At 66.9% G+C, this 17585-nt stretch carries 20 protein-coding genes; 5 read left to right on the top strand and 15 right to left on the bottom strand.

Features of this window, described 5'->3' with window-relative positions:
• Positions 1-97 precede the first annotated feature (97 nt).
• The gene (locus tag J7I92_RS02180) at positions 98-775 is read right to left on the bottom strand and encodes an O-methyltransferase (RefSeq protein ID WP_214836735.1); all 678 of its coding nucleotides are present in this window, start codon (positions 773-775) and stop codon (positions 98-100) included.
• A gap of 89 nt (positions 776-864) precedes the next feature.
• Positions 865-1215: a thiamine-binding protein gene (locus J7I92_RS02175; RefSeq protein WP_214836732.1), complete on the bottom strand. Its 351-nt coding sequence runs from the start codon at positions 1213-1215 to the stop codon at positions 865-867.
• 98 nt (positions 1216-1313) lie between these two features.
• Here J7I92_RS02175 and J7I92_RS02170 point away from each other — a divergent pair, with 98 nt between their 5' ends.
• Together J7I92_RS02170 and J7I92_RS02165 are read left to right on the top strand one after the other, a co-directional pair.
• Positions 1314-1949, top strand: coding sequence for a TetR/AcrR family transcriptional regulator (locus tag J7I92_RS02170; RefSeq protein WP_214836730.1), 636 nt, complete (start codon positions 1314-1316; stop codon positions 1947-1949).
• Between the two features lie 194 nt (positions 1950-2143).
• Positions 2144-2329, top strand: coding sequence for a hypothetical protein (locus J7I92_RS02165; protein ID WP_251039369.1), 186 nt, complete (start codon positions 2144-2146; stop codon positions 2327-2329).
• Positions 2330-2423: 94 nt separating this feature from the next.
• On the opposite strand, the gene J7I92_RS02160 is transcribed toward J7I92_RS02165, so the two are convergent.
• The 5 genes from J7I92_RS02160 to J7I92_RS02140 all read right to left on the bottom strand — a co-directional run bounded on the left by J7I92_RS02160 (position 2424) and on the right by J7I92_RS02140 (position 5280).
• Positions 2424-2726, bottom strand: a complete 303-nt coding sequence (locus J7I92_RS02160) for a hypothetical protein (protein ID WP_214837121.1) — start codon at positions 2724-2726, stop codon at positions 2424-2426.
• Positions 2727-2845: 119 nt separating this feature from the next.
• Positions 2846-3157, bottom strand: a complete 312-nt coding sequence (locus J7I92_RS02155) for an AzlD domain-containing protein (protein ID WP_214836725.1) — start codon at positions 3155-3157, stop codon at positions 2846-2848.
• On the bottom strand, positions 3154-3897 hold the full coding sequence (locus tag J7I92_RS02150; RefSeq protein WP_214837094.1) for an AzlC family ABC transporter permease: 744 nt from the start codon (positions 3895-3897) through the stop codon (positions 3154-3156). The genes J7I92_RS02155 and J7I92_RS02150 overlap by 4 nt, the downstream gene beginning before the upstream one ends.
• Positions 3894-4316, bottom strand: coding sequence for a hypothetical protein (locus tag J7I92_RS02145; RefSeq protein WP_214836722.1), 423 nt, complete (start codon positions 4314-4316; stop codon positions 3894-3896). Before J7I92_RS02145 ends, J7I92_RS02150 begins: the two co-directional genes overlap by 4 nt.
• 64 nt (positions 4317-4380) lie before the next feature.
• Complete coding sequence (locus J7I92_RS02140) at positions 4381-5280, bottom strand: glycerophosphodiester phosphodiesterase family protein (RefSeq protein WP_214836719.1); 900 nt, start codon at positions 5278-5280, stop codon at positions 4381-4383.
• 50 nt (positions 5281-5330) lie between these two features.
• On the opposite strand from J7I92_RS02140, the gene J7I92_RS02135 reads away from it, so the two are divergent.
• Complete coding sequence (locus J7I92_RS02135; protein ID WP_214836716.1) at positions 5331-6686, top strand: DUF445 domain-containing protein; 1356 nt, start codon at positions 5331-5333, stop codon at positions 6684-6686.
• Here the strand turns inward: J7I92_RS02135 and J7I92_RS02130 are convergent.
• The 3 genes from J7I92_RS02130 to J7I92_RS02120 all read right to left on the bottom strand — a co-directional run bounded on the left by J7I92_RS02130 (position 6683) and on the right by J7I92_RS02120 (position 9027).
• Positions 6683-7432, bottom strand: coding sequence for a LamB/YcsF family protein (locus tag J7I92_RS02130; RefSeq protein ID WP_214836713.1), 750 nt, complete (start codon positions 7430-7432; stop codon positions 6683-6685). The two genes, J7I92_RS02135 and J7I92_RS02130, sit on opposite strands and share 4 nt — an antisense overlap.
• Entirely contained in the window at positions 7416-8321 is a 906-nt protein-coding gene (locus J7I92_RS02125; protein WP_251039368.1) for a hypothetical protein, read from the bottom strand. The genes J7I92_RS02130 and J7I92_RS02125 overlap by 17 nt, the downstream gene beginning before the upstream one ends.
• A gap of 112 nt (positions 8322-8433) precedes the next feature.
• Positions 8434-9027, bottom strand: a complete 594-nt coding sequence (locus J7I92_RS02120; RefSeq protein ID WP_214836707.1) for a hypothetical protein — start codon at positions 9025-9027, stop codon at positions 8434-8436.
• 73 nt (positions 9028-9100) lie between these two features.
• Between J7I92_RS02120 and J7I92_RS02115 the strand changes: the two genes are divergently transcribed.
• Positions 9101-10447: an MFS transporter gene (locus J7I92_RS02115; RefSeq protein WP_214836704.1), complete on the top strand. Its 1347-nt coding sequence runs from the start codon at positions 9101-9103 to the stop codon at positions 10445-10447.
• Positions 10448-10473: 26 nt separating this feature from the next.
• Here J7I92_RS02115 and J7I92_RS02110 read toward each other — a convergent pair whose 3' ends face one another.
• The 5 genes from J7I92_RS02110 to J7I92_RS02090 form a co-directional block, all read right to left on the bottom strand.
• Positions 10474-12834, bottom strand: coding sequence for a glycoside hydrolase family 65 protein (locus tag J7I92_RS02110; protein ID WP_214836701.1), 2361 nt, complete (start codon positions 12832-12834; stop codon positions 10474-10476).
• Between the two features lie 72 nt (positions 12835-12906).
• Positions 12907-13713, bottom strand: coding sequence for an HAD family phosphatase (locus J7I92_RS02105; protein ID WP_251039367.1), 807 nt, complete (start codon positions 13711-13713; stop codon positions 12907-12909).
• Positions 13714-13849: 136 nt separating this feature from the next.
• On the bottom strand, positions 13850-14860 hold the full coding sequence (locus tag J7I92_RS02100; RefSeq protein ID WP_311380044.1) for a LacI family DNA-binding transcriptional regulator: 1011 nt from the start codon (positions 14858-14860) through the stop codon (positions 13850-13852).
• Between the two features lie 200 nt (positions 14861-15060).
• Positions 15061-15681: an alpha/beta hydrolase gene (locus J7I92_RS02095; protein WP_214836693.1), complete on the bottom strand. Its 621-nt coding sequence runs from the start codon at positions 15679-15681 to the stop codon at positions 15061-15063.
• Between the two features lie 29 nt (positions 15682-15710).
• On the bottom strand, positions 15711-16931 hold the full coding sequence (locus J7I92_RS02090; RefSeq protein WP_214836690.1) for a beta-ketoacyl synthase: 1221 nt from the start codon (positions 16929-16931) through the stop codon (positions 15711-15713).
• A 329-nt stretch (positions 16932-17260) separates the two neighbouring features.
• Between J7I92_RS02090 and J7I92_RS02085 the strand changes: the two genes are divergently transcribed.
• Complete coding sequence (locus J7I92_RS02085; protein ID WP_214836687.1) at positions 17261-17518, top strand: DUF6458 family protein; 258 nt, start codon at positions 17261-17263, stop codon at positions 17516-17518.
• Positions 17519-17585 lie beyond the last annotated feature (67 nt).

Here is a 17585-nt window from a genome sequence, read left to right as displayed (position 1 = left end):
ATCGCAGGCAAAGGCGGGACGCGTCCGTCGCATACTAGCTCATTCTAAGCATACTTAGCATCTTTCCGCGGCGACCGGCCGGCTCCTCCAGCCCCGCTCACCGTACAACAGCGAGCGCGAAGCCGTCCCAGCCCTTCGCTCCCACGGTCTGCATGACCGTGGCATCCAGCCGGGGGTCATTCCCCATCATTTCCAAGGCGCTGATGATGCCCGGCGCGTTGATCTCGTCCATGGACGGATCGAGGAGCGCACCCTCCCACACCACGTTGTCCATTACGATGGCGGTCCCGGGCCGGCCCAGCCTCACGGCCCAGTCCAGGTACTGCGGGTCGTTTTCCTTGTCGGCGTCGATGAACACAAAATCGAAGGGTCCGCGGCCGTCATCCTCTAGCCCGGGAAGCGTGTCCAGCGCGGCGCCCACGCGGATGTCCACCTTGTGCCCGACGCCCGCAGCGTCCACGTTCGCACGCGCAACGCGCGCATGTTTGGGGAGGTATTCACACGTGACGAGTTCGCCGTCGTCGGGCAGTCCTTGGGCCATCCAAATGGTACTGAAACCCGCCAGCGTTCCGATCTCCAGGACCCGCCGGGCGCCCGAAAGCTGCACCAGCAGCTTGAGCAGTTTTCCGGCGTTCGGCGCCACTTCGATGGCGGGCATTCCCGCCTCGACGGCGGAGGCAACGGCCCGCTTGAGCGGGCTTCCGGGGCGGACGACGACGTCGGACAGGTACTCCTCCACAGCCACCCATTGGGGCTCGGGCTTGTGCTCAATCATGGGCCCAGTCTTGCAGTTGCCGCTCCCCCGTGGGAAGTGTCACGGAAGCTAGCCCGGAAGCTTTCGCGCCAATGGCGCTGCTGCCGCGTCTAGCCGGCGTCGGCGATGGCGTTTTCCAGCCGCTCCACCTTGCCGGTGAGCTCACCGGAGTATCCCGGACGGATGTCCGCTTTGATAACCAGCGAGACGCGGCTGCCAAAGCGGCCCACGGCTTCGGTAGCCTTTTTGACCACGGCGAACACCTCGTCCCACTCGCCCTCAATGGTGGTGAACATCGAATCCGTGTGGTTGGGCAGGCCGGATTCCCGCACGATCTTGACGGCGGCCGCGACGGCATCATGGACTGAAGCGTCGGCGGCCGCACCGCTTTCCGGGGTGGCCGGGGCGCCGGCCAGAGGGTCGGGTTGGCCGGAGGGTGCAACGGAGAATGCGAGCAACATGCACCCAGTCTGCCACGCCGATTCGTCACATAAGAGGACATTCGCCGCTACCAATCAGTAACCCGGGCCCTCAGTCGCGGCGTTGCTAACCTTGAAAAATGAACCTCGCAGTGGAACGCAAGCCCCTCCGTGCGGATGCTGCGCGCAACGTGGATAAGATCATCACCGCCGCCCGGAAGTGCTTCCGTGAGTACGGCCCGGAAGTGCCCCTGCAGACCATCGCCGTTACGGCGGGCGTCGGACCTGCCACCCTCTTCCGGAACTTCGCGGACAAGGAACAGCTGGTTCTCGCGGCGCTCAACCGCCAGCTCCGCCTAATGGTTGATCCGGTCATCGACGACGCCCTGGCCGGCCCCGACGCAGCTGCGGGCCTGTTACGCGTGGTCGACGCCCTGATGGCGGCCGCGAGCGATGACGCCAACCTGCTCGGCGCCGTCGCCGGCCGCCGCGGCCTCCTGACCGGGATCACCGGCAGCCTCTTTGAATCCGTGGCGATCCTCCTGGGCCGGGGCCAGGCGCAGGGGACGCTGCGCACTGACATCTCCATGACTGACGTGATCCGCCTGTTGGCAATGCTCATCGGAGTCGTGGACACCATGGAGCCCGGATCGGACGCGTGGCGGCGTCCGGTTGCACTGGTGGAAGACGCCATCCGCACAGAGCGGCCGCACCGGCCACTCCCTCCGCAGTCACCGCTGCCCGGAACGGCGTTCGATTCAGTCGTCCTGCCCTGACTCGCCCTCCGGCCGGTCGGTGTTAGGCCACCGCCGGCCGGGAGCCGTTGTGAGCTGAGCCACATCCCAATACAATTGGTGGAGGTTACGCAGTCAGCCGAAGCATCTCTTTCTTGGGAGTTCGACATGATCCACGAACTACGTAATTCGTCCCTCGAGGCCCGGCCATGACACGGCAGCAGCTTGTTTTGCTAATGAACACGGACCGAGACCCTCAAACCGTCGTCAGGGCGGCCACCACTTCTGAACTGCAGTCGCTCAGCGATGCCCTCTTCAGGAACCTGGATACAGACCACCCCGCATTCGGAGCACAGATCTGGTACGACCTCGCAATGGAAGAACTGGATCGGCGCAACAACGGGGCCGCCCTCGCCAGCTAGCGGGACGCCAGCTAACGGGACGAGTTTCCTAGATTCCCTAACGGGATTCCCTATCAGGGTGAGTTCTCCAACCGGAGGACTCACCCTGAGCGTTTCAGCTGTGAGAATCCTTGCTGTGGGAATCCTTACCGTGGGAATCCTTACTGCCGGAGGCTTTCTTTTCGCCCTCGGCGTCTTTTTCCTCGGTCTCTTTCAAATGTGCCTGCACGTGGGCTTCGTGCAGTTGATCGGCTTCCTGCAGGTGCTGCTGCAGCTTCTCTTCAGCATCCCGGCGGCGCCGGGAGACCTCTCGCATTTCGCGCGTGGCTTCGGATCCCGGCGGGACGGTGGGGACGTAGGTCTTCGGCTGATGGTCCTTTTCGGTGACAGAAACGTCGGGCGCTTGTTCTTCGCTCATGTTCGAATAATGTCACAGCGGTGCCCCGGCCAACAGGGCCTACCGACCGTCGCCGGCGTCCCCGCCAGCCCGCGCCGCCACCACAACTCCGGTTGCGGGAAGGGGCTCAGGCAAGGGGCTCAGCTCCAGCCCAGCAGCCTCAGCCCGGCTGCTGCCCCTGCTCCGGCGAGGACAACAACCAGGAACGGCGCCCGGAGGCAGAGGGCAATTCCGGCCGCGGCCAGGGCACCGATTCGCGCGTCGAACGCCAGCGCCTGTCCGGACGCCAGGGCGTTCACAACCGTGAGCGAGGCGAGCAGGCCGATGGTCATGGTCCCCGCAACCCGGGACATCCGCGGATTGCGCAGCAGGCTTGCCGGTACCAGGTACCCCAGCAGTTTCCAGGAGTAACCGAGGAGGCAGGCAAGCAGCAGCCACATCCAAAGATTCATTTCCCCGCCTCTTCCGGACGCCCGTGATGATGGGGCCCGCCGTAGGGGTCGACGTCGGGCTCCAGCCCTTCGTCGCTGCGGCCGTGGCTGAACCAGCCGATCGTTGCCGCCACCACCGCTGCGATCAGGATGGGAACTCCCGCAGGCACGAATGGCACGGCCAGGATCGTGGCCAGCGCACACGCGACGGCGATTGCCGCGGGCTCCCGGCCCTTGAGCCGCGGCCAGAGGAGGCCCAGGAAGGCTGCTACCGCGGCGCCGTCGAGCCCCCATTGTTTGGGGTCCCCCAGTGCCGCACCGGACAACGCCCCCACGGCGGTGAAGACGTTCCACAGGACGAAGATGCCGACGCCCGCGGTCCAGAATCCGCGTTTCTGCTCGGCCGGATCCGTCTGCCCGGTGCTTGTGGCGGTTGATTCATCGATGGTGACGTGGGCGGCAGCGTACTTCCGCCACCCCCGCGGCTGCAGCAACGCGTTCAGCTGCATGCCATAGATGCCGTTGCGCATGCCCAGGAGTGTCGCTGCGCCCATGGCGGCAACCCCTGATCCGCCGCCCGCCACCACCCCGATGAATGCGAACTGCGAGCCGCCACTGAAGAGGAGCAGGCTCAGTGCCATGGTCTGCCAAAAGTCCAAGCCGGACGTGACGCCGAGGGCACCGAAGGAAATCCCGTACAACCCCGTGGCGATGCTGATGGAGAGCCCCACACGCACTGCCGGTGACTGAAGCAGCTTCACCGCCACAGGCCGACCATACTTCCGGGGGCAAGGCGCGGCCTGGCGGTGTGCACCTTCCGCTGTGACGGCGTTCCCGCCGGTCCGTAGGCGCGGCGCAGCGCATCGGCGTGTCCGGCGAGAAAGACCGTCAACATTGCGGTCACGGCACCGGCGGCAGATTTGCGGGTCGCCGGGATGAAAAGTCCGACGGCGGCGCCCGCCTCGAGCAGCCCGCTGACGGCCACCCATTCATCGCAGGTCATTACAGCGAACGGGCCGTTGGGCCGTGCGCCGGAGTCATCGCGGCACAGGAAATCGGGCACCACCTGGTGGAAGAATGCGGGCTCGCGGAAGCGTTTCATGGCACTCGCCAGCAGGAGCGTGCCCAAGGCAGCCGCTGAGAGTGTTTGCGTGGCCCGGCCGGACCAGGTGAATGGCATGGATCCATGCAACCACAGCAGCCGATAGGGCCGGTAACCGCCTGCCATTCAGCAGCAAGCCCGTTCAGCGGACAGGGTGCGTGCTTTCGGAAAGTTGAGCCAGCACCTGCGCGGGCCGGTTGGTGGTGATCTCGTGGATACCCAGCTCCCGGCACAACGCTACGTCCTGTTCCGAGTCGACGGTCCACACCCTGAACCGGCGGCCGGCTTCCAGCCACCGTTTCACCGGGCCGGGGTGCTCGCGCACATACTCGATGCCGGGGCCGGCCAACCGCACCTGGCCGGTGTCCAGCATCCGTTCGCCTTCCAGCCGCGCCGCGCGCATCACGTTTGCCACGGCCCCGCCGGTGATGATTCCCAGGCCCAGTTCTTCGCGGACCTCGTCCACATTGATGTCGTCCACCAGCTGGCAGATGAAGTCCCTGGGAACGGTCTTGAGCAGGTGACGTACGGAATCCGGGCTGAAGCTCATGAACGAGACACTGATGTTGTCCACTTTGGAGGTGCGGGGATCCCAGCCCTCCAGTGCCAGCACCTCCAGCACGCGGTCCTCCAGCTGCAACAGGTAGGGGCTGGGGTGCTTCAGTTCAATCGCCAGTCCGATGTCCCGGCCTGCCGCGCGGAGGATGTCAAGCAGTTCCGGGAGGGTGAGCAGCTGGTCGAACCTGCCGCCGTATTGGTGCGGAATCCGGGCCCCCTTCCAGGAGGAGAAATCCAGTAATCGCAGTTCTTCGAGTGTCTGTTCGGCCACGGGGCCGGTGCCGTCCGACGTCCTGTCCAGGTTCGCGTCGTGCAGCAGGACCACATGCTGGTCCCGGGTGAGGTGGACGTCGCATTCCACCCCGTCCGCACCGTCTGCGATCGCCTGGAGGTAGGCGGCCCTCGTGTGCTCGGCGAAGGCGGCGCTGGATCCCCGGTGGGCGTAAACCAGCGGCCGGGCGGAGACGGACTCGTTGGTACTCATGGTGACACGTTAGCGGACACCCACGGCGGATGCGGCGATAGGCTGGGCACATGCAGGTGAACAGTGAACAAACCACCCGTCCCGCTGCAACGAAACCGGTGAGTACCGGCTCGTCCGCCGCCGCCGGCACCGGCCTCGATGCCGCCGTCGTCCGTGCCCGGCTGGGCACCGACGCCGAAAAGGCCTCTGCGCTGCGGAAAATGAAACTCCTGGCGCTGGCGCTGCTGATTGTCATGGCGGTGATTTTCGTGTTTGCCTTCGCCCTGCAGAAGCAGTACCCGTGGCTGGAATACGTCCGGGCCGCGGCGGAAGGCGGCATGGTGGGCGCCCTCGCGGACTGGTTCGCGGTTACGGCACTGTTCAAGTACCCCATGGGGATCAAGATCCCGCACACGGCCATCATTCCGCGCCGCAAGGACCAGATCGGTGCTTCACTCGGGGAGTTCGTGGAGACGAACTTCCTCTCCGAACAGGTGGTCCAGGAAAAGCTTGCCTCCGTTGATATCGCGCGGAAGGCCGGCGCCTGGTTGTCCAGTCCCGGCGGCCCCGAGCGCGTGGCCAAGGAGGGCGCCGCCGTGATCCGGGGCGCGTTTAAGGTTTTGAACGACGACGACGTCCAGGCAGTGATTGAGTCGATGGTCCGCAAGCATCTGCTGACCCCGCCGTGGGGCCCGCCGGTGGGCCGGCTCGCCGAGCGGATCTTCGCCGACGGGCACCATCACACCCTGGTGGACCTGCTGGTGGACCGGACGGTGGACTGGGTCAGGGACAACCATGAGACGGTCAGCAGGCTGGTTTCGGACCGGTCGCCGCAGTGGGTCCCGCAGTTCGTGGACGGCCTGGTGGGCGACAAGGTGTACGTGGAAATCCTCAAGTTCACCAAGGCCGTGCAGTCCGATCCGAACCACCAGGTCCGGCAGTCCATCGACACCTACCTCACTTCGCTCGCGCAGGATCTCCAGCACGATCCCGTCATGATCGCCCGGGCCGAAGGCATCAAGGCCCAGGTCCTGGGCGATCCCGAGGTGCGCGAACTGGCGTCCCGGACGTGGGGCACCATCAAAAAGGCGTTACTTACCGCCGTCGACGATCCCCACAGCGAACTGACCATCAAGTTCAAGGCGGCCGTGCACGACTTCGGCACCCGGCTGGTGGTGGACCCCGAGCTGGCCGGCAAAGTCAACGCGTGGATCGGGGACGCCGCGGGTTACCTGGTGAAGACTTACCGCTCGGACATCGCCGGTGTGATCACGGATACGGTGGCGCGCTGGGATGCCGAGGAAACCTCCCAGAAGATCGAGCTCCAGGTGGGCAAGGACCTGCAGTTCATCCGGATCAACGGCACCGTGGTGGGCGCCCTGGCCGGCGTGGCCATTTTCACCGTGGCGCACCTGGCCTTCGGCTAGGCGAAGGGTTCCAGCTCCACTCCGGCTTCTTCCAGCGCCTTCCGGACGGCGGCGGCCGTCTCCGCCGCGCCGGGAGTGGTGCCGGAGAGGCATAGCGAATGGGGCTGCAGCCTGATCACTGTTCCGTCCACGGCTTCCACTTCGCCCTTGGTGGCGAGGCGGACCGCCCGTGCGGCCACCTCACCCGCGTCGTGCAGCAGGGCGCCGTCCTGCGAGCGCGGCACCGGTCTGCCGTCGGCAAGGTAGGCGCGGTCGGCAAAGACCTCATGGAACACGGGGTGGCCGGCTTCCTCCGCCAGCGCCAGCAGCGCTGAACCGGGCTGGCCCAGGATGGGCAGCCCGGGGTCGTAGGCCTGGACGGCGGCTACGACGGCGGAGGCCTGGTCGGCGTCGTGCGCTGTCCGCTCGTACAGCGCACCGTGTGCCTTCACGAAGTCAACCGAGGCCCCGACGGCGTGCGCCACGCCGTCGAGCGCCCCGAGCTGGTACAGCACGGCCCCGAAGAGATCGTCGAACGTCATGTCGATGGACCGCAGCCCGAACCCGGCCAGGTCGGGGTAGCCAACGTGGGCGCCCACCCTGACGTCCAGCTCAAAGGCGGCCCGGCAGGTGTCCAGCATGGTGACGGGATCCCCGGCGTGGAGGCCGCAGGCCACCGTGGCGCTGGTGATGAGCGGGAACATGGCGGTATCGTCCCCCATGGTCCAGGAGCCGAAAGACTCCCCCAGGTCAGCGTTCAGATCCAAGGAATCCGCCTTTCGCGGTTGAGTCCCCGCCGGGGGCGTTGACGCCGGCGTTGTTTGCGCCGGGGGTGTTGACGCCGGGGGTGTCCGCGGCGGAATCAAGTGCGCCCGGCGTGCCGGCGCTGCCGCTGCGCGTGGCGGGAGTAAGTTCGCCGGGAATCGTGTCCGGCATGGAGCCAAACGCCTCCTTGGCGCTTGCGACGACGGCGCGCCCCATCACGCGGTTGCCCACGCCGCCCACCACGGCTCCGACGCCGAAAGGAAGGGCCCGGCCCAGGAGCGCCGTTCCTTGCCGCTGCAGCAGGTTGCGGAGGAACGCCCGCTGGATGCGGTCCCGCACCGAACCGAAGCCGGGGAACGAGGTCTTGCGGGCGAACGCCGTACCCCACGCATCCGTGGTGCCCTTGCCCCTGCCCGCGGCCTGGCCGCTCAGGCTTCCGAGGAGGGAGGTCCCCTCCTCGCCCAGCATGATGGCCATAACCAGGGTGCTGGCCTTCTCCGGGTCGACCATACGGACGCCGTGCAGCTCCGCCAGGGACGTTGCATACAGGGCGGTGGCTTCCAGGAAGCCGACTGTTGCAGCGGCGGAGAGGCCCAGGGCGGCCACGGTGCCGACGCCCGGGATCACGGCGGTGCCGCCCACGAGCGCCCCGCCGCCGGTTACGGCCAACAGGTAGTCGCGCTCCAGCTTGTCCGCCAGCTGCGCCGCCGTGGCGCGCGGGTACTTGCGCTGGAGCCGCCGAAGGTTGGCGAGCACCAGCGGACGCTGGATTTCGACGGCACGCAGCAGGGTGCTGTGCAATCCGGGCTTTGGCTTGCCTTGGGAGTCGAACACCGCCTTGTGGGCGGTTTTTTGTGCAATTCTCATTGCCGGGTTCTTCCGCATGGCCATCGTCACCTTTCCTGGAACGGGAACAATCCGCCGGTGCAAACATGAGCAACCGTAGTTACAGCCGGGCAGGACAGCCCGTGGCTGCCTGCACCCTTAACACTAGGCCACACTGTTACATCACCCAGGATTCGGCCAAGGCAATATACGCGGACGACGACGGTCCGCGGGGTCCGGGGTACACCGTGGGTGAGCCGGGCCATTCGACGCCGAATTCCGAAAGCCGTCCGGCGCTGCAGGGAAGGTACACGTTGGTCAGGGCGGCACTGCCGCCGGCGCCCAGCTGGAAGTCCGGGGCCGAGAACTGCCGCCGGTCCAAAACGCCGCTGATCTCCAGCTCCGCCTTGCGCCCCACGGCCCGGAAGCCGCGCTCGATGTCCAGTTCGACGTCGAACTCGTCCTGGGTGTGCGTGATTTCTTCCAGCGGAAACCGGGCCGCCTCCGGAAAGTAGCGGGTCAGTTCCTTGGCGAGGGTTTCGGCGAAATAGCCGTTGGCGCCGTAGCTCCGCCAGCCCTGGCGGGTGGCGATCAGCAGGGCGTCTCCGCGGCCCCATTTGGACCAGTCGGCCATCCAGAAGGAGGCAAAGCAGCTGGCCGGTTCACCGGGGATGTGAACGCCGTCGCGGTTCACCGGGTGCAGGGCGAGTCCCGGGTTGCTGCCGATGAAGGCCATGCTGCGTCGCCAGGTGCCCGCCGGACTGTTCCCCATGCGGAAAGCCTAGCCCGGCGGAGGGCGGCGGCTGCGGCGGCGCGGCCGGATGAAGCAGGCCTAAACTAGCCGTATGCCCGCCCCCAAAGCCCTCCGGCCCTTTGCCCATCGGGAGTACCGAGTGCTGATCGCGGCACTGGCCGTTTCGATCTTCGGCTCCGGGATGTGGGCTGTTGCGATGGTGTACCAGGTGATCCAGCTGGGCGGCGGCCCGCTGCAGCTGTCCCTGGTTGCCACCGCGGGCAGCGCGGGGCTGGTGGCGTTCGTCCTGGCCGGCGGGATCGCTGCGGACCGGGCGCCCCAGCGGCTGCTGATCATCGCGGTGGAAGGCACCAACCTCGCCGTGATCGCCGCGATCAGCGGGCTTGCCCTGGCTGGCTGGCTGCAGCTGTGGCACCTGGCCGTGGGTGCTTTCGTCCTTGGCGTGGGAGCGGCGTTTTTCTTCCCGGCCTATTCGGCCATCCTGCCCAGGATCCTGCCGGCCGAGGACCTGCTCGCGGCCAACGGCATGGAGGGGACCATGCGGCCGATCCTGCAGCAGGCTGCCGGTCCCGCGGTCGCCGGGATCCTGGTGGCCGCGCTGTCGCCGTCGCACGCCGTCACCGGGGTGGCGGCCTGCCATCTCCTTGCCTTCATCATTCTGAACTTCCTCGGCCAGCACACGCTGGACGCTCCCGGCCCCGACGGGGAACCCGCTGTTGCCAGGGCCAAGACGTCCTTCTTCCACGACCTCCGCGAAGGTGTCAGCTACACGGTCCGGACGCCCTGGCTGTTGTGGACGTTGGTTTGGGCCTGCATTTCGGTGCTGTTCCTGATCGGCCCCATTGAAGTGCTGATGCCGTTCGTGGTCCGCGATCAGCTGGGCGGCGACTCGCGCATGTTCGGTTTCCTGCTGGCCGTGATGGGCGTGGGCGGGGCGGTGGCTTCCCTGGCTACGGCGTCCTTCCCGCTGCCCCGCCGCTACCTCACGGTGATGATGGTCTCGTGGGGTGCCGGCAGCCTTCCGCTCGCGGCCGTCGGGATCATGCACAGCTTCTGGTTGGTGGCTGTGGCCCTGTTCATCTTCGGGGCCACAGGGGCCGTGGGCATGGTGATCTGGGGGACGCTTCTGCAGCGCCGCGTGCCTCCGCAGCTGCTGGGCCGCGTTTCCAGCCTGGACTTCTTCGTGTCCCTGGCGCTGATGCCCGTCTCGATGGCACTGGCCGGTCCCGCGGCTGAGGTAGTCCCCACCTGGGTGATCTTCCTGGTGGCCGGCGGCGTTTGCCCGGTCATGGCGGTGGTGGCCATGGCGGTGGCCCGGATGCCGGCCGACGAACTCGCACATCCCTTGGGGCGCGGCTCGGAAGGCGGCGGCATCGGGGCCAAGGAGCCGGCGGACAACGTGCCGGCGGACAGCCAAAAGTCCGTGGACAGCCCCTAGGCGGGGCTGTCCACGGTCCGGCCCGCCTAGCTGGCGGCGCGGACGATCGGGATTGACGCCGTCGGAAGTCCGCTCGGGAAAACGGTGGGCTCCGGGACGGCGACGGGGGCCAGCGGCACCCGGACCAGGTCGTTGCCCACGGTGAGCAGCTCGCCGCGGACGCTGACTTCCAGGGGGCTGCCCTCCCTGACGCTGAGACGGATCGACCCCTGTTCCAGCTCCACGAACAGCAGCCGGCCCTGCACCTTGAGATGGAAGGCCAGCCCGTCCCATTCGCCCGGCAGGCGCGGGTCGAAGAACGGAACCTCGCCCTGGTCGCGGAGCCCGGCGAAGCCGCTGACCAGCGAACTCCACACGCCGCCGGTGGAGGCGATGTGCACGCCGTCGATCGTGTTGCCATGGGTGTCGTCCAGGTCGATGAACAGCGCGTGGGTGAAGTGGTCCAGCGCGGCCTTCCCGTAACCCACTTCGGCAGCCATGATTCCCTGCACGCAGGCGGACAGGGTGGAGTCGCCGGTGGTGATCGGATCGTAGAAGTCGAACGCGCGCCGCTTTTCCTCGGCCGTGAAGTCCTGCCACTGCAGGAACATCGCCAGAACGGTGTCCGCCTGCTTGAGCACCTGGTGCCGGTAGATCACCAGCGGGTGGAAGTTCAGCAGCAGCGGGTACTTGGACCGGGGCGTGCTCCAGTCCCACGGCTCCAGGGTCATGAAGTCGTTGTCCTGCGAATACACTTCCAGGTCTTCGTCGTAGGGCAGCTGCATCCGGATGGCGGCCTGCTCCCAGAGTTGGCGCTCGGCGTCGTCGATTTCCGGGTGGTCCAGCGCCGCCGCGGCGCGCAGGTTGAACCGGGCCATGACGTTGGTGTAGAGGTTGTCGTTCACCACGGCCGTGTACTCGTCCGGGCCGGTGACGCCATGGATGTGGAACAGTCCGTCCTTGCCGAAGAAACCGAGCGAAACCCACATCCGGGCAGTTTCAATCAGCAACTCCGAGCCCATGCCGTGCTTGAAGTCCGCGTCGCCGCTGGCCCAGATGTACCTGTTGGTGGCGAAGGCGATGGCGGCAGCGATGTGGAACTGGGCGGTGCCGGCGGCGTAGTACGCGCTGGCCTCCAGCCCGTTGATGGTCCGCCACGGGAACAGTGCGCCGTCCACGCTGAGCTCCTTGGCGCGGACCTTGGCGTCCGGCAGCATCTCGTGCCGGAACTCCAGGACCTGGCGCGCGTTGTCCGGATTGGTGTACGTCAGGTAGGGCAGCAGGTACACCTCCTGGTCCCAGAAGTAGTGCCCCTCGTAGCCGGAGCCGCTGACGCCCTTGGCCGGGATGCCGGCAACGTCCGCGCGGGCCGTGGCCTGGGACAGTTGGAAGAGGTTCCAGCGGATGGCCTGCTGCAGTTCGGGCTGGCCGCCTACAACGATGTCCGTGGTGGCCCAGTAGTCCCGATAGTGCGCCTGGCTTTCGGCGAAGATCGCGCTGACGGGCTGAAGGGCGTTCTCCGCTGCTTCGGACGGATCCTGGGCGGATCCGCCGTCCACGGTTCCTTCCCGGAAAGCCCGCGCCACGGCGTAGCTTGCGCTCTTCTCGAGGCGGAACGGCTGGTCTGCGCTCACCGCCAGCACGTACCGGACGCTGCTGTCGTCCTGGTCCACCTGGGTCTCGAAGGGCTGGACTTCGGCCGAGGTCCAGTGGTCCACGGCCAAGCCAACGCGCTGCCGGGACTCCGCCGCTTCCCAGGACAGGCGCAGCGAGCCGTCGCCGCCGTCGAGCCTGACTGGCAGCAGGACGCGGCCGGCGTGGCGGCCGGCCCGGCGGGGATCGTGGGCGGAGTGGTCCTCCACCGGCTGGTCCTGACGGTTGATCACGGAGGACGTCACATCCGCATAGACGTCCCGGTCCGCGGCCACCTCAAGTGCGATGCCCAGGGCGCCGCGGGACTGGTAGCCAACCGCGCGGCGTTCGGTGGTGGTCACGGTGGCGCCGGAACGGCACTGCCAGACGATGCGGCACTCGTAGATCCCGGTGGCGAAGTCAACGGACCGGCGGTAGTCGAGTACCGTTGATTCGCTGAGGGTCAACGTTTCGCCGTCGATGATGACGGTGAAGTTGTTGACGTCCGGGATGTAGAGGATCCGCTGGCCGGTGCGCGCGAAGCCGAAGGCGTTTTCTGCGTGCTTGATGTCCCAGGTTTCATGGAATCCGTTGATGAAGCTACCGGGGAGGTCGGCGTCGGCGGAGGCCCAGTGGGCGCCGCGGACGCCCAGATGGCCGTTGCCCAGGCTGAAGAGGGTCTCCAGGGTTCCGGCGTTTCCGGGCAGGTGGTCCGTTTCGACGAGCTGCCAGGGATCGTTGGGGAAACGAGCACGGTCAGAGGTGATGAGTGCCATGGCTGTTGGGGTTCCTTTTGGCGTTGATGCAGAGAAGTTGACGCAGCGGCGCTGGTGAGGGTGGGGCGGGGGTTAGAGGAGCTCGTCGAGGTCCGCCACCACCAGCGTGGCGCCGGCATCCAGCAGCGTCTGCCGGCCGGCTCCCCGGTCCACGCCGATCACCGAATGGAAGGTCCCGGCGCTCCCGGCCTGGACACCGGACACGGCATCCTCCACCACCACGCAATCTTCGCTGGGCAGGTCCAGCAGCTGCGCGGCGTAGTCATAGGTCGCGGGGCTCGGCTTGCCGGGCAGGCCCTGGGCAGCGGCGACGACGCCGTCCACCACCACCGGGAAGCGGTCCGCCAGTCCCGCTGCCTGCAGGACTGCGGGCGCGTTCCGCGAGGAGGAGACGACGGCGACCTTCAGTCCCAGCTCCAGCACGGCTTCCAGGAAGCGCACCGAGCCTTCGTACGGTGCCACGCCGGCGGCGACGATGTCGTTGAAGACCTTGTTCTTGCGGTTGCCCAGGCCGTGGACAGTGTCGTTGGCGGGGTCGTCGTCCAGCGGACCTTCAGGCAGCGCAATGCTGCGGGAGGCCAGGAAGTCACGCACCCCGTCGAAGCGGGGCTTGCCGTCGATGTGGTCGAAGTAGTCGCTTTCGCGGTAGCCGGCCGCTTCCGGAACGTCCTGCAGGTATCCGTCGAAAAGCTCCTGCCAGGCGCGCTCGTGGACGATCGCCGTGGGAGTCAGCACGCCGTCGAGGTCAAAGAGGATGGCGGAAGCGCCGGTCCAGCCGCGGCTGCCGTTACCGGCAGTGCCGGCGGTAGCAGTGCCGGCTGTAGCAGTGCCAGCGGTAGTTGTGCTGGCGCCGGAAGTGCTGTTGGAGAGTTCAGTCATGGGTACTCGGTGTCCTTTCAGACGCGGGCAGGGACGTGCATGGATGCTTCAGGTTTTCGTGTGCTGGACCGCCGGAGGGTCGGGCCGGGCGGCGGCGGGCGTCGTCGGCCGGACTGGTGCTTTCGCTCAGCCGCGCTCAGCGTTTGCGGCGCGTGCTCTTGCGTTCGATCAGCTTGGTATCCAGCACGTGGCTGGCGGGGGCGGTGGGCCGCCCCGGATGTTGGAGTCCCTCGACCAGCAGGTTGGCTGCGAAGGCGCCTTGATCGGCTACCGGCTGGGCCATCGTGCTCAGGCCTAGGAACCAGCTCATCTGATGATCGTCTATTCCTATGATGGACACGTTTTTCGGTGCTGACAAACCGAACTCGCGCAGGGCCATCAGGGCGCCGAAGGCTGTTTCGTCGCAGCCGGCGAAGATCGCGGAGGGCATCCTGCGGTTTTCGATGAGCTCGGTCATCGCCCGCCGGCCGCCTTCGATGCTCGATCCCGCGTCCATCACCAGGTCCGGGTCCACGGTCAGGTCATGTTCGGCAAGCGCCCGCCGGAAGCCATTGAGCCGGTCGGTGGCGGTGGCCACCGAGCGCTCCCCGGGTTCCCGGCCGGAGAGGACGGCCAGGTCCCAGTGGCCGAGGCCGAGCAGGTGGTTGGTCGCATTCCAGGCCGCTTCCTCGTTGTCGATGCCCACGTTGTCCCACGGGACGCTGTGCATGCCCACGCTCGCAACGGCCAGGCCCGAGGAAGCCAAGGCCTCCACTTCAGCATCGCTGAGGGCGATGTTGAGCAGCAGGACCCCGTCCACCCGCTGCGACAGGGCGTCCAGGTCGCCGAAGACCTTGCGGTGCACGCCGGGGGTGTTGCGCAGGCTGATGAGCACGGTATCCAGTCCGCTGTCCGCGAAGACTTCCTCGGCTGCTTCCACGGCCTGGGCGAAGAACCATGCGGTGGCGGTGGGCGCGATGATGGCCACGGACCCGGTGGTTCCGCCGGCCAGCCGCGACGCGGCGGAGGATGCCTTGTAGCCCAGTTTGGTGGCGGCGTCAGCGACTTTCAGCTGGGCCGATTCGGACACATTCGGCAGCCGGCGCAGGGCACGCGAAACGGTGCAGATGGACAGTCCCGACAATGCGGCGACGTCCTGAATGGTCACGCGCGGAGCTTTAGCCATGCAACACGGGCTCAGCCCTTTCTTCTCTTGGGAGTACTGGGCCCGGTACATGGCCGAAGAAGAGTGTAAGCGCTTACAAATTTAGCGCGCAACTGGTTTTTCTCTGAAGTGCGGGATTTCGCGGATTTTCCGGGAGCGGAAGCGCGGCTTTCCCGCCGCAGCCCCTATCTGCGCAGGTCTCCTCAGCGGAGGACGTAGTGGCGCAGGAAAGCTCCCACGTCCACCATTTCCGCCCTGGCGATCGTGTGGCCCATTCCGGGATAGGTCCGCGCGGTCAATTGCGTGTTCCGGTTCAGCCATTCCTCCGTGTGCTCGATCGCGTCGTCGTTGATGACCAGGTCGGCCTTGTCCCGGCCCCAAAAAAACGGCGGCTTGACGTCGTCAAAGGATTCGCTCATGGCCAGCAGTTCGTTGTCCAGGACGAACCCGGACAGCCCCACGACCGCGCGGAACTCGTGCGGCCGCAGCCGCAGGAGCGTGCTGGCCATAGCCATTCCCTGCGAGAAGCCCAGAAGGCTCACGCTGCTGTGCTCGGCTTTGACTGAGTTGATCCAGTCGAACACAGCGTTGCTGACGGAAATCACGTCGGCGAAGTCATGGGTCAGGAAATAGTCCAGCAGGAACCAGCCGTAGTCGTCGCCGATCACCTTGGGAGCCCGCAGCGCCGCGCAGGTGAACTCAGGCGGCACCTGGCCGAACAGGTCGGACATGCGGATTTCGTCCGTGCCGTAACCGTGCATCATCACCAGCAGCGGCGTTCCGGCCCGCTGGTTCTGCGGCTTGGACCATGCGACTGTCTTCATCGCAACAGCCTAACTTTCCGCCGCAGGGCTCAGCCCGAGGTGATCACCAGCGAGGCGCTGTGGCCGCCGAATCCGAACGCGTTGGAGATGCCGGCCCGCGCCCGGAGGCCCGGGGTTGACTCCGAAACGATGTTGAGGTTGATGTCCGGATCCGGGTTTTCGAGGTTCAGGGTCCCGGGAACCACCCCTGTGCGCAGCGCCTGGATGGTGACGATGGCGCCCAGCGCCCCGGCACCTCCCAGCAGGTGCCCGGTAAGGGATTTGGTGGAGGTGACAGGGACGGAACGCCCGACGACGGCGCGGATGGCTTCCGCTTCGAGCCGGTCCCCCACGGGGGTGGACGTCGCATGGGCGTGGACGAAGCCGATGTCCTCGCCGCTCAGGCCTGCCGCGGAAATGGCCTTCTCCAGGACGCGCCGCTGCATGGCGGGGTCCGCCGCCACGATGTCCACGGCGTCGGAGGTGACGGCGCTTCCTGCGATGACCCCCAGCACTTCGGCCCCGCGGGAACGGGCATGGTCTTCGCGTTCCAGGACCACAATCCCGGCACCTTCGGCCATGACAAAGCCGTCGCGGTCACGGTCGAAGGGCCGGGAGGCGGACTCCGGGCTGTCGTTGCGCGTGGACAGCGCCCTGATCTGGGCGAACCCGCTGATGGTGAGGCCGTTGATGCAGGAGTCCACGCCGCCGGCAATCACCACGTCGGCGGCACCGCTGCGGATCATGTCCGCCGCCTGGGAGATTGCTTCAGCCCCGGAGGCGCAGGCGCTGACGGGAGTGCGTGCCCCGCCGCGGGCTCCGAGATCAATGGAGACCCAGGCAGAGGGGCCGTTGGTCATGATCCGCGTCAGGGTGTGCGGGGAAACCCGGCGGGGCCCCTTCCCGTCCAGCGTCCGGGTCTGCTCCAAGGTGGTGTCCAGTCCGCCGTAGCCGGAGCCGATCACGACGGCGAGGCGTTCCGGGTCAGTCTCCGGCCGGCCGGCATGTGCCCACGCTTCGCGGGCGGCGATGAGGGCAAGATGACCGCACCGGTCCATCCGCTTGTATTCCAAAGTGGACAGCAGCGAAGGGACATCGGCGGCGACGCGTCCTGCCATGCGGACGGGAAGGCCGCTGGCCCACTCGTCGTCGAGCGGCACGATTCCCGAGCGTCCGGCCACAAGTGCGTCCCAGGTTTCGGCGGCGGTTGAGCCGACGGGAGTCACCGCTCCCAGGCCGGTGACGACAACCGCGGGGAAGAGTTCAGACATTGGTAACAGTGCTCCTGGATTTCATTGACGCTGCGGCGGGGCCGCCCTCCGGTTCGCCGGAGATGGCGTGAGCAATCCACAGTACGCGGGGCGCACCCTGCGCTGCCGGTGTTACTTCCAGGCGTGCGCAAGTGTGCCGGTCCCACACAGCAGTTCGAAGGCGCTGAGCCGCCGGATGGGTGTCCTGCACGCGGTATAACGACTGGGATACAGCCCCGGCACGCGCTGTCCGATTCATTGAAACGGCAGGGGGCGGGCTGTAGCGTGTGGCTAGACAGCATACTGATGAAGTTTTGCCCGCAGGTCCCCCGGACAGCTAGGAGCAAGTCATGAGAATCGGTTCCTCCATCTTCCTTATCGCCCTCGGTGCCATCCTCGCCTGGGCCGTCGCTCCGGGCTTGATCCCCTATGTGGACCAGACCCTCATCGGGTACATCCTGATGGCGGTCGGCGTGATCGGCCTGATAGCCTCCCTGGTCCTGGCATCGCCGGGCCGCAGCCGCCGGGTGAGCGAAACCCGGTCGGTGGTGGACCCGAACACGGGCGAACGCATCACCCGCAACGAGAGCCGGGACGGCGGCATCTAGCCATGCCCCTCCGGCCGCCCTGGTCCATGGAGGCAGGCGCACCGCAACTGAACAACCCGGAAGCCGG

Origin of the sequence: Arthrobacter sp. ISL-72 (assembly GCF_018613755.1) — a bacterium.
Taxonomy (GTDB): Bacteria; Actinomycetota; Actinomycetes; order Actinomycetales; family Micrococcaceae; genus Arthrobacter.
The sequence above is the reverse complement of the archived record's forward strand: the minus strand, read 5'-3'. Positions and strand labels throughout refer to the sequence as shown.